The sequence below is a fragment of the Oerskovia gallyi genome (assembly GCF_014836745.1).
In the GTDB taxonomy this organism is placed as follows: domain Bacteria; phylum Actinomycetota; class Actinomycetes; order Actinomycetales; family Cellulomonadaceae; genus Oerskovia; species Oerskovia paurometabola.
This window is the reverse complement of the sequence record NZ_JACSQE010000001.1, coordinates 122,112-136,775: the sequence shown is the minus strand read 5'-3', so window position 1 is coordinate 136,775 and position 14,664 is coordinate 122,112. Positions and strand designations below refer to the sequence as shown.

Genomic DNA, 14,664 nt, shown 5'->3' with positions numbered 1-14,664 from the left:
CCCCGTGACCGTGCGGGCCACCGCACGGTCACGGCGTGGTCACCTCGTGGTCACCGCGCGGAGAGCCTGGACGCGGCCTCGTGCACCCTCTCGTCGCTCGCGGTGAGCGCGACCCGCACGTGCCCTGCGGCCGCCGGGCCGTAGAACGCCCCCGGGCCGACCAGGATCCCCAGGTCCGCGAGGTCCCCGACGACCGACCAGCAGTCCTGCTGCGCGTCGACCGCGCCCGCGGGGCGCGACCACAGGTAGAGCCCCGCCTGGGAGCCGTCGACCTGGAGGCCGACCTCGCCGAGCGCGGGCAGCAGCACGTCGCGACGGCGCCGGTAGACCTCGCGCTGCGCCGCGACGTGCGCGTCGTCCGTGAGAGCCGCGACCATGGCCGCCTGGACCGGCGCGGGCACGATCATGCCCAGGTGCTTGCGCGTCGTGAGCAGGTCCGCGACGACCGCGGGGTCACCCGCGACGAACGCGGCCCGGTACCCGGCGAGGTTCGACTGCTTGGACAACGAGTACGCCGCGAGCAGGCCGTCCGTCGAGCCCCCGCTCACGCGCGGGTCGAGGATGCTCGGCACCCCCTGGCTCGCGAACGGCTCCTCCCAGGCCAGCTCGGCGTAGCACTCGTCGCTCACGACGAGCGCGCCGATCTCCCGGGCTGCGGAGACGACGCGCGCGAGCTCCTCGACGTCCAGGACCTGCCCTGTCGGGTTCCCCGGCGAGTTGACCCAGACGAGCCGCACGTCGCTGCGGCCGGCCCAGTCCTCGACGCGGTCGGTCGCGAGCGGCGTGGCCCCGGCGAGGCGCGCGCCCACGTCGTAGGTGGGGTACGCCGTGGCGGGATGCACGACGACGTCCCCCGGGCCCAGCCTCAGCAGCGAGGGCAGCAGGCCCACGAGCTCCTTCGAACCGACCGTGGGCAGGACCGCGTCCGGGTCGAGGCCGGGCACGCCGCGACGGCGGTCGAACCACCCGACGACGGCCTCGCGCAGCGCAAGGGTCCCGTGCGTGGTCGGGTAGCCGTGCGCGTCGCCGGCTGCGGCGAGAGCGTCACGGACGACGGCAGGAGTCGGGTCGACCGGCGTGCCGATCGACAGGTCGACGATGCCCCGCGGGTGCGCGCGTGCGCGCTGCGCGTAGGGCGTGAGCGAGTCCCACGGGTAGGCGAGGCCTCCCAGGTCGGCGAATCCCATGCTCCGCTGCCCCGTCCTCAGGCCTGCGGGGCCAGGGCCGCGATCATCGGGTCGTCCTTCTCGATCATGCCCATCTTCGCCGCACCACCCGGCGACCCCAGGTCGTCGAAGAACTCCACGTTCGCCCGGTAGTAGTCGCTCCACTCCGAGGGCACGTCGTCCTCGTAGTAGATCGCCTCCACCGGACACACCGGCTCGCACGCACCACAGTCCACGCACTCGTCCGGATGGATGTACAACGACCGCTTGCCCTCGTAGATGCAGTCCACCGGACACTCCTCGATGCACGCCTTGTCCTTCACGTCCACACAAGGCTGAGCAATCACGTACGTCACGTCGGAGGTTCCCTTTCACCTGCTGCACCGAGCACTTCCCCCTAGTATCGCTCAGGAACGGGGCATCCCGGCCATCGGCGGACGAAGAGAGCGTGACCACGACCATGAACTCCACCCCGCGCCCGGCGCTCGACCCGCAGTGGGCCGTATGGCCCCCGGGCGCCCGCGTCGTGGTCCGGCGACGACTCACGCCGGACGAGGCGCGCGCCACCCAGGACCCCGCGACCGGTGAGGGGCAGTCGGTGACCGACGTGATCGGGATCGTCGTCTCGGTGTCTCCCGGCGCCTCGATCACCCTGCGCACGGACGCGGGCGGATCCTCCGGGTCGGTCGAGGTGACGATCCCCGCCGAGCAGCTCGTCGCCGCCAAGCGGATCCCGCCCCGGCCCCCGCGCAGGCTGCCGCGCCAGCCGGTCGACTGACCGTCTCAGCCGGGGACGACCGCCGCGATCGCGCTCACCTCGACCAGCGCACCCGGCACGCCCAGGCCCGCGACGCGCGCGGCCGTGACGAGCGGCGGCACCCCCGGCCCGGCGAGCCGTGGCGCGATCGCGCCGTAGGCCGCGCCCAGGTCCGCGTCCTCGACCAGCAGCACGGTCCACTGCACGACGTCGGCGAGCGTGGCCCCCGCCGCCTCGAGGGCGACGGTCACGTTGTCGATGGTCCGGACAGACTGCTCGGCGACGTCGTCCGAGACGACCGCCCCCGTGTCGTCGACGCCGTTCTGGCCGCCGACGTAGATGGTCGTGGCGCCCGGTGGGACGATCGCGACATGGCTGAACGCCGGGCTCACGACGAGGCCGGCCGGCTGAATCCGTGTGATCTCCATGACCTCCACGGTTCCACTGCCCACCCACACCCGCACGCCGCGCGCACGCCGTACCGCGGGACTAGCGGCCCAGCTCCAGCAGGGTGCCGTGCACCGCGACGACGACCCAGCCTGCGAGGCAGAGCTCGACGAGCTCGGAGAACCAGTCGGGGTCCCCGAGGTCGACCGACAGCTTCTCGACGGCGGGCACGACGGGCAGGGCGGCAGGCTCGACGGCGGCAGGCCCGACGGCGGCAGCGCCCTGCGGCCGCCACGTCGCCCGGACGTCGTCGGCCCGGTCGAAGAACTCGGCCGTGGCGGCGTTGGCCTCGAGCGCGGTCGCGAGCGCCTCGAGGTCGCGCGCCGCGAGCCGGAGCGCCGGGGCGACCCAGCCGGCGTTCTCCGTGAGCATGGCCTCGGTCCGGCGCGGGTCGGTCCGGCCCACGCGGGTCCCGTCCCGGAAGCTCCCCGCAGCCAGCGCGAGCGCCACCTCCCGGACGGGGGCGGCCGACACGAGGTTGAGCAGCTCGATCGCGAACGCGTGCGGGACGTGGCTGACGAGCGCCGCGGCCTCGTCGTGCACGTCGTCGGTCAGCACGAAGGCGCAGCCGCCCGCGTCGCCCGTCACGAGCGCGAGCACGCTCGCGAGCCGGTCGGGTCGGGTCGCGCCGGTGACCGTCACGGCCCACCGGGCACCGTCCAGCAGCTCGGCCGACGACGCGGCGAAGCCCGACTCCTCGGTCCCTGCCATGGGGTGCGCACCGACGTACCGCTCCCCCAGGCCGCATCCCTCCAGGACGTCGCGCACGGGCCCCTTGACCGACCCGACGTCCGTGACGACGGTGGTCGGGGCCAGGTGCCGGGCGACCTCGGTGGCCACGGGGCGCATGGCCCGCAGCGGTACCGCGAGGACCAGGACCTCCGGCGCCGAGCCGCACAGCGACTCGACGTCCTGCACCACCGCGATACCCGCTTCCTCGGCCTGCGCGCGGGTCTCCGGAGAGGCGTCGTACCCCGTGACCGTCACGCCCTCGCGCGCCAGGCGCCGCGCCAGGGAACCCCCGATGAGCCCGAGCCCCAGGACCGCGACCGTCCGAGGGCCGGCGCGGTGCGCTCCCCCGTCCTGCCTCACGCCCACAGCAGACCTCGGTCGAGATCGTCGGCAGAGGCGCCGGCCCGGACCGAGCCCACCGGGACGTGGTCGGAGGACAACGCCTCGTCGAGCTCCCCGCGCGCCGGGAAGACCCCGAGCGTCTTGACCGAGTCGCCCGCCCGGAGCAGCCCGTCGAGGACCTTGCGCACGGCCGGCTCCCAGGGGGCCGCGTCGACCGTCAGGACGAACACGTACCTGCCCTCGAGCGCCTTGAGCGGACGTGTGATGAGGCTCGACAGGTTCACTCCCCCCTCGCCGAACGCCTGCGTGATCCTCGCCAGCACGCCCGGTCCCGTGACGTGCGGCGTCAGCGCGAGCATGGTGCGCCACTGCGCCGCCCCCTCGCCCGCCCGCGCGGCGGCGAGCGTCGCCCGCGCCCGGTCGCGCCGGACGATCGCGAGGAACCGGGTGCGCGCGCCGCGGAAGTCCTCGACACCTGCCTCGAGCAGGTCGAGACCGTACAGCTCGCCGCAGATGGCGGGGCCGATCGCGATCTGGTGCCCGGTCGCGTCCCGGCACGCCGCCGCGTTGGACGACGACGGGACGGGCACGGCGCCAGAGCGCACCACGAAGCCCTGGCACTGGGCCAGGCCGTGAGGGTGAGCCGTGACCTGGGTCAGCTCGCCGTGCCCCGGCCGGACGAACGCGTCGAACGTGATCTCCAGGACCACCTCGTCGATCGCCGCGACGTCCTCGCTGCCCACGATCGCGTCGAGCGAGGGCACCACGTAGCCCTCGACCGAGTTCTCGATCGCGACGATCCCGTGGTCGAACTCGCCCGCCGCGACACCCGCGTAGACGTCCGTCACGGTCAGGGCCGCGACGAGCTCGAACCCTGTAGCGCCACCGGCGTCGCCGGCGACCACGGGCTCGCCGGTGCGCGCCGAGCCAGAGGCGGACGACGCCGTCGGGCCCGCTGACGCCTGCGCGCGCGCCCACCGGACCGCCGCCTGGTGCGTGAACGTCCCCTCCGGCCCGAGGTAGGCGACCCTGGTCACGAGCCCACGCGCTCCGGTGCCCACTGCGGCGCCAGGGCGTCGGGGCCGGGGACGAACTCGCGGCCCGGGAGGACCGCGAGCACCCGGTGGGCGACGTCGCGCGACGCGAGCTCCGCGATGAGGCCCGTCAGCACCGAGGCGTCGGGGCACGAGAACGAGGAGAAGAAGATGTGCGGGCCCGCCGACGAACGGTGGCTGCGCAGGTGCTGCATGTCGATGCCGCTCTCCGCGATGACCGCCAGGGTCTGCTGGAGCGAGCCACGGTGGTCGTCGCGCGGGCCGAACGCGAACCACACCTGCGCCTCTCCCGCGAACTCCGGTGCGGGACGGCGGGCCTCGACCAGGCCGTACCAGATCGGCGCACCCTCGCTCAGCCGCTCGCTGCCGGGGATCTCCTCCCACCCCGCGGGGATCTCCGAGCGCTCCACGACGAGAGTCCCGCTGGGCCCCGCCAGGGCGATCCGCTCGTCGAGCGCCGTGCGCGACGGGACGAGGCGAGGGTTGGCCCCCAGCGTGCGCAGGACGTGGCGGCAGTCGCGCATGCCCGCCTCGTCGACGACGACGCTCCCGGTGGACTGGCCCGGTCGGCCGGCCCACACCCACTGCGCGGGCACGGCGACGGCGGACGTGATGACCAAGGACGGCGCCGCGGCGAGCAGCGCGCGCTCGAGGTCGTGGGACGGCTGCGCCGGGTGCCCGATGTGCACGACCGCGGCCAGGTCGTCGATGCTCGCCACCGTCGCGAGCGTCGTCGAGGTGGACCCCAGGTCCAGCAGGTCGTCGGCCCCCGTGCCCGCGGGCCAACCGTCCGCTCCGTGCCACTTCGCGATCTGCGCGGCGAGCCGTGCGTGGGCCCCCGACTCGCGTTCACTACGTCCGAGCATCGAGTGTCCTCGCCCCTCTCACGGTGGCCGCGCGTGCGCGGCGCCTGTCAGCGTCCGACGAGCAGTCTAGCCGCGCGGCCCGGCCCGGACGGGGGGCGTGCGCCCCGCTGAGACGCAGGTCGTCGAGGCGTCGGGGCGCCGCCCTGACCCGGCGCCCGCCGTACCGACGACGGAGCGGGCCGGGACCTCTCGGTCCCGACCCGCTCGTGGTCTCGAGGCGGTCGCGCGGCCCCGCGTGGAGGCGGAGCCGCGAGCCGCACGGCCCGCGAAGACGCGACCTCAGGGCGCGCAGACCACCTGGTTGTCCGGCTTGTAGCGCCAGGTGTCCTTCTCGTCCTTCACGACCTGCCCGTTGAGCAGCACCTTGCGGTAGGTCGTGACCGAGAAGCCCGGGTTGCCCATGGGCTGGGGCACGCAGTCCGCGCCGGTGTGCGTGACCGTGGTCGGCTGGACGATGTTCTGCTGCCCGCTCGACGACGTCTGCACCTCGTAGTGCTTGGTGCTCCAGACCGCCACGTGCAGCTGGCCGCCGGCCACCCACGACTGCATGAGGACACCGTAGGGCGTGTCGTTCTTGAACTTCATGTCGATCGACCCGACGAAGATCGTGGCTTCACGGCCCGCCGGGTACCGGGTGAACCAGTAGCTGTGCTGGCGGTGCTCGACGTCGTCGAGCCCGGCGAAGAAGCCCGCGTTGTAGGTCGTGGTCGCCATCTGCGAGAGACCGCCGCCGATCCCCTCCACGTGCTTGCCGTCCTGCACGATGCCCGAGGAGTGGTAGCCGCCCGCCGTCGTGATCGGGGACAGCGTCTCGACCAGCGAGAACGTCTCGCCGGGCTTGACCAGGGTGCCGTTGACCTTGCTCGCCCCGACGCGCAGGTTCTCGGTGCGCAGCGAGTCGTTCGTCAGGGGGGTCGAGAACTCGGAGATCTTCTCCTTGACACCGAGCGCCTCGAGCGCGGCGACCGACTGGGCGGGGTCCGACTGCGTGAGCTCGACGGTCGCCGTCCGCTCGGTGCCGAGGGCTGCCGTCGCGACCGCGGAGCTCAGGGCGGCCGGGTCGATCGTGGTGCCCGGGGACCCGCCCTCGATGACGGGCGCACCGTTGACGAAGACGAACTTCGCGTCAGCCGCCTCGTCGAGCAGGTCGTCGGTCCCCGCGACGACCGCCTCGAGCAGCGTGGGGCCGTCGAACGTGAGCTGAAGGGCTCCTTCGACCGCGTTGAAGGCCGCCGCGGACGCGAGCACCTCAGGCGTGAGCTCCGCCTCCTGACCCCCCACCGCGACGGTGACAGGGGCGGAGACGACGCTCTGCGCCTGGGCGAGAGCCGCGTCTGTCTCCTCCTGCGTGACCGCCGGCGCCTCCGACGTCGTCGGGAGGTCGAGCGGGTCAGGACCCGTCAGCCACGACGAGCCGATGATCTCGATCGCCTCGTCCTCGACGATCTCCGAACCGTCCTGCGCGGGCGTCGCCACGGCCTGGCCGTCGGTGAAGACCACGCTTCCGTCGACCGGCTCGAGCGCGAGGCGCGCCTTGAGCTCGGTGACCTGGGCCTCCAGCTTGGCGCTGTCGACCGTCGTGACGGGTTCCTCGTCCGCGCCGCCGAAGACGTGCTTCCAGAGTCGCACCGGGCTCATCGAGAACGACGTGAGCTCGTCAGCGGTCGCCTGTGCGTCGAACGCGAGCCCGGCAGCCGCCGGGTCGAGCGTCGTCGTGGAGGCCCCGGCCTGGAGCGTGATCGGCTCTGCGGCGCGCGGACCGATGCCCTTCTCGAGGGCCGCGGCAGCGCTCTTCGTGTCGAGGCCTCCCACGGCCACCCCGGCCACTGTGGTCTCGGTCGGGACCTTGTCGGAGTAGAACCACTGGGCCCCCGTGTAGAGGCCGCCGAGGACCACGACCCCGATCCCCGCCCACAGCGCCACCTTGGGCAGACGGCTGGGCGCCTTGTCACCCGAGATGCCGTCGAGCGGCGAACCGCCGTCCGCCGGCCCACCGTCCGCCGGACCGCCGGGCGTCACCTCGGGTGCACCCACCGGGGAGAACGCCGACGCGATCGACGTGCGCGCGGGCGGCGCAGTGGTCTCCTGGGCAGGCGTCTCCTGGGTCTCCTGGGCAGGCGTCTCCTGGGCTGCGGTGCTCGCCGCGCCCGACGTCGCAGCGCTCGTCCACGCCGACGTCACCGGCGCGAACGGGGCGGTCGTGTCCGGCTGCGCCCCGGGTCGGGTGGGCACGGGCGCCTCGGCGTCCGCGGCGACGGGCGGCATGACCTGCGTGGACCGGGCATCGGCGCTCGGCGTCGCGGTCGGCACGACCGGAGCCTCGGGCGTCGCCGCGGGCGTCTGCACGCTCGGCGGCTGAACCGCCACGGGCTCAGCAGACGCACGATCAGCAGGCGCAGGATCGGCAGGCGCAGGCTCGGTCGCTGCAGGTCGCGCGGCCGGCGCGTCAGGTGCCTGCGGCGACCGGGGCGCCGCGGCCACGACCGGGACCGCGACCGGCTCCTCGAACGCGAACACCCGAGGCGAGTACGGCACGTCGTCGTCGTCGTCGAAGGAAGGCAGACGCGGCTCCGCCGCCGGGACCGTCGAGGTCCCGGCCACGTGCTCCGTCGTGGGAGCCTCCGAAGCAGCGGGCGCAGGAGCGGCCGGGGCCTGTCCGCCGGGCTCCTGCGAAGTCGTCCCCGGGCCCGACGCGGACGCGCCGAGGGTGGGCGTCGTCTCGGCGACCGGCTGCGCTGCGGCCTCCTGCGCCTCTTCAGGCTCGGTGGTCTCAGGAGGAGTCACCGCGGTCGGCTGCTCCGGGGTCGACACCTCGTCGGTCGTGCTCGGTTCCTGCGCGTTCTCACGCTCGGTCGGGTGGCCCATCGACTGTCTCCGTGACGGTTCTGGCGCGCGGCGAAGGCCGCGACGAAGGAGGGTGGTGCGGACTGCCCGCGGGGGGCAATTCTATGCGTCCGTACCGATCTGTCCGGTCGGTGTCCGGCGTGAAGATCCGGTGACGATCTGCCCGGCGGACGGGCCGGCGCCCGCCGGCCGCAACGGTCGGTCGCTGAACCAGGACCACGGCAGGAAGGCGGCGATCGCGATGACGGCCATGCCGCCGTAGACCCATACGAGCCCGACGGTCTGGTTCGGCACCAGCAGGTCTCCACCCGGTCCCTTGGACGCGAGGACCTGCACCGCGACGACCCAGCCGATCCCGTAGCCGACGACTCCGCCCCAGGAGGTCCACGCCCTCGCGAGGACTCCCCCGGAGAGGACCGCGAGCAGCGCCACGACGATCCCGACGGGCAGCAGGTGGTCCGTCACCACGACACGGTGCATCACCGTGCCCACGGCGCCCACGACGAGGCCGAGCACGACGCACAGCAGCGCGCGCCCGATCGTGCGGGCTCCGGTCTTCTTCACTGGGTCCACGCTACTGGTCCTGTCTGGTCATTTCCCGTGAACCTGCGGGGAGGTCCCGCAGACTCCGGGGTCACGGTGTAGAACTCGCGTGAAGGAAGGGCGGCAAGGACGTCGTTGCTCAGCGCGTACCACCCGAGCACACCTGCGGACCGCTCGTGCGCGCCCGCGTCCCGCACGTCGTCGACGGGCACGGTCCCGACGTGCTGGACCTGCGTCGCGTGGGCGCGCAAGGCACCGGTCACGGCATCGAGCACGGGCGCCATCTCGACGACCACGACGTCCTCGAGGTCGTCCTTCGCCACAGGGGGCAGCTCCTCGTCGGGGTCCGGCAGGGTGAGCTCCGGGTGCTCGGCGAGCAGGGCGCGCACCCCCGCGAGGTCGGCCAGCTCCCGTCGGGCGGCGCGGGCCACCCCGGTGGGCACGACCGACTGCCACAGCTCCGGCCCTCGCTCCCCCTCGCGGTCGACCGCGAGCACCCCCGCACGGGCCGGTGCGCCGTCGTCGGGCCCGGGGGCGTGCTCGTCACGCGCGGCGAGCTCGATCGCCCGGACCGTGACCTCGTGCGCCCGGACGTGGTCCGGGTGCCCGTAGCCGCCCGACGGCTCGTACGTCACGACGACGCGGGGCCGGCGCTCGCGCAGGACGCGGGCCAACCGGTCAGCCGCCTCGTCGAGCGGGACGCCGACGAGCGCGCCGTCCGGGAGGTCGGCCTCGGCCGCCGCGCGGGCGATCCCGGGAGCGGCCCAGGCCATGCCCGAGTCGCGGTAGGCCACGGCCGCCCCGCGCTCTGCGGTGCCGGTGGAACCGCTCGGCGGGACCTGGTCCAGGAACACGTGGTCCCGCACCCCCAGGGCGGCCAGCGCGGCGGCGAGCTCGCCCTCACGATGTGCCGCCAGAGCGGGGCCGTCCCCTTCGAGGTGCGCGAGGTCGGCGCCGATGACCTCGCCCTGCTCACCACGGGTGCAGGTCACGAGCGTGACCGGCTCGCCCGCCGCGGCCCACGTCGCGAGCAGGGCCCCGGTCGCGAGGGTCTCGTCGTCGGGGTGCGCGTGCACGGCGAGCAGCCCACCACGGGGCTGGACCGGTTCGGACCTCATGCGTCCTCCAGAGGGGGCAGGTAGTGCGGAGCCCGCGCCGCCGGTCACGAGGACCGGCGGCACGGGCTGCGTACTCAGGGGTTGCGCCGTCCTGGCGAGGTCAGGACTTCTTCGCGCGGGAGAACGCGCGGGCGCGCTCGGTCTGGTCGAGGATGACCTTGCGGATGCGCACGACCTCGGGAGTGACCTCGACGCACTCGTCCTCGCGGGCGAACTCGAGCGACTCCTCGAGCGTCAGGTGCTTCGGGGGCGTCAGGTTCTCGAAGGTGTCGGAAGACGCCGCACGCATGTTGGTGAGCTTCTTCTCCTTCGTGATGTTGACGTCCATGTCCTCGTTGCGCGAGTTCTCTCCGACGATCATGCCCTCGTAGACCTCCTGGGTGGGGTCGACGAAGAACGAGCCGCGCTCCTGCAGGTTGATCATCGCGAACGGCGTCACGACGCCCGCACGGTCGGCGACGAGCGAACCGTTCACACGGGTCTCGATCGGGCCGGCCCACGGCTCGTAGCCCTCGGCGATCGAGGAAGCGATGCCGGTACCGCGCGTGTCCGTGAGGAAGCGGGTGCGGAAGCCGATCAGGCCACGCGCCGGGACGACGAACTCCATGCGGACCCAGCCCGTGCCGTGGTTCGACATGGTCTCCATGCGGCCCTTGCGCTGCGCGAGGAGCTGCGTGACGTTCCCCAGGTACTCCTCGGGGACGTCGATCGTCATGCGCTCCATGGGCTCGTGGCGCTTGCCGTCGACCTGCTTGGTGACGACCTGGGGCTTGCCCACGGTCAGCTCGAAGCCCTCACGACGCATCTGCTCGACGAGGATGGCGAGCGCCAGCTCACCACGGCCCTGGACCTCCCACGCGTCGGGACGCTCGGTCGGCAGGACGCGCAGCGACACGTTGCCGATGAGCTCCTTGTCGAGGCGGTCCTTGACCTGGCGGGCCGTGACCTTGTGGCCCTTGCCACCCTTGCCCGCGAGCGGCGAGGTGTTGATACCGATCGTCATCGAGATGGCCGGGTCGTCGACCGTGATGAGCGGCAGCGGACGCGGGTCGTCGGGGTCCGTGAGGGTCTCACCGATGGTGATGTCCTCGATGCCGGCGACCGCGACGATCTCGCCGGGGCCCGCCGAGTCGGTGGGCACGCGGGTGAGCGCCTTGGTCTCGAGCAGCTCGGTGATCTTGACGTTCTGCATCGTGCCGTCGGCACGGGCCCACGCCACGGTCTGGCCCTTGTGGATGGTGCCGTTGAAGATGCGCAGCAGCGCGAGGCGGCCGAGGAACGGCGACGCGTCGAGGTTGGTGACGTGAGCCTGGAGCGGCGCGCCCTCCTCGTACGTGGGGGCCGGGATCTTGTCGAGGATGACCTTGAACAGGGGCTCGAGGTTCTCGCTGTCGGGGACCGAGCCGTCTGCGGGCTGCTCCGTCGAGGCGCGCCCGACCTTGGCCGCGGCGTAGACGACGGGCATGTCGAGGATCGCGTCGAGGTCGAGGTCGGGGACCTCGTCGGCGAGGTCGCTCGCGAGTCCGAGCAGCAGGTCGGTCGCCTCGGCGACGACCTCCTCGATACGGGAGTCGGGGCGGTCCGTCTTGTTGACCACGAGGATCACGGGCAGCTTGGCGACGAGCGCCTTGCGCAGCACGAAGCGCGTCTGGGGCAGCGGGCCCTCCGACGCGTCGACCAGGAGCACGACACCGTCGACCATGGACAGGCCGCGCTCGACCTCGCCACCGAAGTCGGCGTGGCCCGGGGTGTCGATCACGTTGATCGTGATGCCGTCGGGCTGACCGGCAGCGATCGCTGCGGGACCGGCGTAGTGCACGGCGGTGTTCTTCGCGAGGATCGTGATGCCCTTCTCGCGCTCCAGGTCACCGGAGTCCATGGCCCGCTCGTCGACGTGCGCGTGAGCGCCGAAGGCGCCGGACTGGTGCAGCATCGCGTCGACGAGGGTCGTCTTGCCGTGGTCGACGTGGGCGACGATCGCCACGTTGCGCAGGTCAGAGCGCACAGACATACAGAACTCATTTCGGGAGAGGAGCGAGCGACGGAGGATTCCGCCCGAGTTGGTGGCCGGCGGACGGGCGCCGCCCGCGCAGAGCACGCGCGCGCCGTCGTCCGGGCACGGCTATCTTACCGGGTGGCAGCCAGTGCGTGGAGAGGGTGCTCCGTCACACCCGCTCGTCACGCTCCCCAGACGCGAGATGCCCGACGACGGCGGGTGCCGTCGTCGGGCATCTCACCCGTGCTGCGGACGTCAGGGCTGCTGCGGGATGCGGTCGCCCTCGATGTTCTCGCGGCGGTCCGCCTGCGAGCGCAGGAGCGCGTCGACCTCGTTCGCCTCGTCCCTGGCGATGTCCTTCGCCTCGTTGACGAGCAGGAGGTCGCGGGCCTCGCGACGCACGCGCTGCTGCTCCGGGTCCGGGACGGGCACCGCGGCGAGCAGACGACGCGTGTAGTCGTCCCGCGGGGAGTTCACGACCTGCGCCGTGTCCCCGACCTCGACCAGCTTGCCGTGGTGCATCACCGCGATCCGGTCGGACAGGATCTCGACGACCGCGAGGTCGTGCGAGATGAACAGGCACGCGAAGCCGTGCTCGCGCTGCAGGTCCTGGAACAGGTCGAGGACCTTGGCCTGGACCGACACGTCGAGCGCCGACGTGGGCTCGTCCGCGACCAGCAGCTTGGGCTCGAGCGAGAGTGCACGGGCGATGCCCACGCGCTGACGCTGACCACCGGAGAGCTCGTGCGGGTAGCGGTTGCGCATGGCCCGCGGCAGCTCGACCTGGTCGAGCAGGCGCTCGACCTCGGTGCTCAGCGCCTTGCCCTTGATGCCCTTGTGGAGCATGAGGGGCTCGCCGATCGACTCACCGATCGGCAGGCGCGGGTTGAGCGACGACCCCGGGTCCTGGAAGACGATCCCGACCTGGTTGCGCAGCGGACGCAGGTCGCGAGCGCGCGCCCCCACCATGTTCTGGCCGACGATCGTCAGCTCGCCGCCCGTGACGGGCAGGAGGCCCACCGCGGCACGACCGATCGTCGTCTTGCCCGAGCCCGACTCGCCCACGAGCCCGACGACCTCGCCCTGGCGGATCGTCAGGTTGACCTGGTCCACCGCGCGGAAGCCCGGTGCACGGCCACGGCCCGGGTACTCGATGACCATGTCCTTGGCCTCGAGCACGACCGGACGCTCGTCGACGACGGCCTGCGCCGGCTCGACGACCTCGGCGCGCGCGGTGCCGAGGTGCGGGACCGCGTCCAGCAGGCGCTGCGTGTAGGGGTGCTGGGGCGAGGAGAAGATCTGCGCCGCAGTCCCCTCCTCCACGACCAGGCCGTTCTTCATGACGAGGATGCGGTCCGCCATGTCGGCGACGACACCCATGTCGTGGGTGATGAGGATGATGCCCGAGTCGATGCGGTGACGCAGGTCGCGCATGAGCTTGAGGATCTCGGCCTGGACCGTCACGTCGAGGGCCGTGGTCGGCTCGTCGGCGATGAGCAGGCGCGGGTCGCACGCCAGCGCCTGCGCGATCATGGCGCGCTGGCGCTGACCGCCCGAGAGCTGGTGCGGGTAGGAGTCGAACCGGCGCTCGGGCTCGGGGATCTCCACGAGCGTGAGCAGCTCGATCGCGCGCTTCTTGGCGTCCTTGGGACCCATGTCGAAGTGCGTGCGGAGCGTCTCGACGATCTGGAACCCGACGGTGTACACCGGGTTGAGCGCCGTCATGGGCTCCTGGAAGATCACCGAGATCTCCTTGCCACGGATGTGGCGGAGCTTGCTCGTGGACATCCCGATGAGCTCGCGGTCGCCGAGCTTCGCGCTACCGGTCGCCCGGCCGTTCGGCGGGAGCAGACCGATGAGGGACATCGACGACTGCGTCTTGCCCGAGCCGGACTCGCCCACGATCGCGAGCACCTCGCCCGGGTGGACGTCGTAGCTGACGCCGGACGCAGCGGGGAACCACTCGCCGTCGACGTAGAAGTCGACGCCGAGGTCACGGACGGTCAGCACGGGTTCGCCGGTGGGCGCCGGTGCCGCCTGGGGTGCTGTCTCGATTGCCACAGGTATCAGGATCCTTCCTGTATGCGACGGACGTCGGCGCTGGTCAGCGCTCCGGTCGATGTCTGCATCTCTGGGAGTATGGGCCCATGGGACCCACACACGTTTTCAGGTCGACGTACGGCCGGATACTGACCGGTGCCGCGGCGCTGGTCGCGCTCGTCACCCTGGTCAGCCTCGCGACGTCGGGGGGCGTCGAAGAAGTACTGCGCTACGGCGCGTGGCCGCTGCTGGCGGTGCTGGTCGTCTGGGCGCTCTTCTGGTACCCCGAGGTCCAGGTGAGCGACGGCGAGATCGTGCTGCGCAACGTGCTGCGCACGGTGCACGTCCCGTGGCCCACCTTCCGGAGCGTGGACTCGCACCTCGCGCTCAAGGTGACGACGACGAGAGGCACCTTCACGGCGTGGGCCGCACCCGCGAGCAGCGGCTCCGTGGCGAGGCTGCGCAACCCCCGCACGGTCGACCCCACCAAGGGCATGGTCGGCGACCGGCTGGTCAGCGGCGCCAACGCCGACGCGGTGGCCCTGGTGATCGGCGAACGCTACGAGGCGCTCCGATCGGCCGGCTACCTGGACGGCGACGACCACGGTCTCGCGCCCCGTACGACGTGGCACCTCGCGACCGTCGCCGGCCTCGTGGCGCTCACGGTCCTCGGGGTGCTCGCGCCGCAGCTCGGCTGAGCACGCCACCGGTACCGGCGGGCCCCCCCGGGGGGGCGCCGGCCCCCGGGGCGGGGGGGC

General features: G+C 72.8%; 13 protein-coding genes. 2 read left to right on the top strand and 11 right to left on the bottom strand.

All coding sequences use genetic code 11. The features are described 5' to 3' along the window. Positions 1–50: 50 nt before the first annotated feature. Together dapC and fdxA are read right to left on the bottom strand one after the other, a co-directional pair. The gene (gene dapC / locus H9640_RS00555) at positions 51–1,187 is read right to left on the bottom strand and encodes a succinyldiaminopimelate transaminase (protein WP_191788808.1); all 1,137 of its coding nucleotides are present in this window, start codon (positions 1,185–1,187) and stop codon (positions 51–53) included. Between the two features lie 17 nt (positions 1,188–1,204). Next, positions 1,205–1,522: a ferredoxin gene (gene fdxA, locus H9640_RS00550; protein WP_056764260.1), complete on the bottom strand. Its 318-nt coding sequence runs from the start codon at positions 1,520–1,522 to the stop codon at positions 1,205–1,207. Positions 1,523–1,614: 92 nt separating this feature from the next. Between fdxA and H9640_RS00545 the strand changes: the two genes are divergently transcribed. Beyond that, the gene (locus H9640_RS00545; protein ID WP_318243576.1) at positions 1,615–1,944 is read left to right on the top strand and encodes a hypothetical protein; all 330 of its coding nucleotides are present in this window, start codon (positions 1,615–1,617) and stop codon (positions 1,942–1,944) included. Between the two features lie 5 nt (positions 1,945–1,949). Here the strand turns inward: H9640_RS00545 and H9640_RS00540 are convergent, their stop codons facing one another. The 9 genes from H9640_RS00540 to H9640_RS00500 all read right to left on the bottom strand — a co-directional run bounded on the left by H9640_RS00540 (position 1,950) and on the right by H9640_RS00500 (position 13,927). Next, a complete protein-coding gene (locus H9640_RS00540; RefSeq protein ID WP_191788807.1) occupies positions 1,950–2,351 on the bottom strand; it encodes a RidA family protein in 402 nt (133 codons plus the stop codon). Between the two features lie 61 nt (positions 2,352–2,412). After that, positions 2,413–3,462, bottom strand: a complete 1,050-nt coding sequence (locus H9640_RS00535; RefSeq protein WP_191788806.1) for a prephenate dehydrogenase — start codon at positions 3,460–3,462, stop codon at positions 2,413–2,415. Further along, positions 3,459–4,481, bottom strand: a complete 1,023-nt coding sequence (locus tag H9640_RS19505) for a prephenate dehydratase (RefSeq protein WP_191788805.1) — start codon at positions 4,479–4,481, stop codon at positions 3,459–3,461. Before H9640_RS19505 ends, H9640_RS00535 begins: the two co-directional genes overlap by 4 nt. Then, positions 4,478–5,365 (bottom strand): ACT domain-containing protein, encoded by an 888-nt coding sequence (locus tag H9640_RS00525; RefSeq protein ID WP_191788804.1) that lies wholly within the window; start codon positions 5,363–5,365, stop codon positions 4,478–4,480. The genes H9640_RS19505 and H9640_RS00525 overlap by 4 nt, the downstream gene beginning before the upstream one ends. A 279-nt stretch (positions 5,366–5,644) precedes the next feature. Continuing rightward, a complete protein-coding gene (locus tag H9640_RS00520) occupies positions 5,645–8,230 on the bottom strand; it encodes a VanW family protein (RefSeq protein WP_225226505.1) in 2,586 nt (861 codons plus the stop codon). An 81-nt stretch (positions 8,231–8,311) separates the two neighbouring features. Further along, entirely contained in the window at positions 8,312–8,773 is a 462-nt protein-coding gene (locus tag H9640_RS00515; protein WP_191788803.1) for a DUF6113 family protein, read from the bottom strand. Beyond that, positions 8,770–9,870, bottom strand: coding sequence for a PIG-L family deacetylase (locus H9640_RS00510; protein ID WP_191788802.1), 1,101 nt, complete (start codon positions 9,868–9,870; stop codon positions 8,770–8,772). Before H9640_RS00510 ends, H9640_RS00515 begins: the two co-directional genes overlap by 4 nt. A gap of 100 nt (positions 9,871–9,970) precedes the next feature. Further along, positions 9,971–11,881, bottom strand: coding sequence for a translational GTPase TypA (typA, locus tag H9640_RS00505; protein ID WP_191788801.1), 1,911 nt, complete (start codon positions 11,879–11,881; stop codon positions 9,971–9,973). Between the two features lie 240 nt (positions 11,882–12,121). Next, entirely contained in the window at positions 12,122–13,927 is a 1,806-nt protein-coding gene (locus H9640_RS00500) for an ABC transporter ATP-binding protein (protein WP_191788800.1), read from the bottom strand. 86 nt (positions 13,928–14,013) lie between these two features. Here H9640_RS00500 and H9640_RS00495 point away from each other — a divergent pair, with 86 nt between their 5' ends. Then, positions 14,014–14,604 carry a PH domain-containing protein gene (locus H9640_RS00495; RefSeq protein WP_191788799.1) on the top strand — a complete coding sequence of 197 codons (591 nt, stop codon included), beginning with the start codon at positions 14,014–14,016 and terminating at the stop codon, positions 14,602–14,604. Positions 14,605–14,664 lie beyond the last annotated feature (60 nt).

What these genes read in the sequence shown, in the direction of transcription:
- H9640_RS00525 (WP_191788804.1), bottom strand. Translation starts at nt 5,365, where the DNA reads ATGCTCGGACGTAGTGAACGCGAGTCGGGGGCCCACGCACGGCTCGCC.
- H9640_RS00520 (WP_225226505.1), bottom strand. Translation starts at nt 8,230, where the DNA reads ATGGGCCACCCGACCGAGCGTGAGAACGCGCAGGAACCGAGCACGACC.
- H9640_RS00495 (WP_191788799.1), top strand. Translation starts at nt 14,014, where the DNA reads ATGGGACCCACACACGTTTTCAGGTCGACGTACGGCCGGATACTGACC.
- dapC (WP_191788808.1), bottom strand. Translation starts at nt 1,187, where the DNA reads ATGGGATTCGCCGACCTGGGAGGCCTCGCCTACCCGTGGGACTCGCTC.
- H9640_RS00510 (WP_191788802.1), bottom strand. Translation starts at nt 9,870, where the DNA reads ATGAGGTCCGAACCGGTCCAGCCCCGTGGTGGGCTGCTCGCCGTGCAC.
- typA (WP_191788801.1), bottom strand. Translation starts at nt 11,881, where the DNA reads ATGTCTGTGCGCTCTGACCTGCGCAACGTGGCGATCGTCGCCCACGTC.
- H9640_RS00540 (WP_191788807.1), bottom strand. Translation starts at nt 2,351, where the DNA reads ATGGAGATCACACGGATTCAGCCGGCCGGCCTCGTCGTGAGCCCGGCG.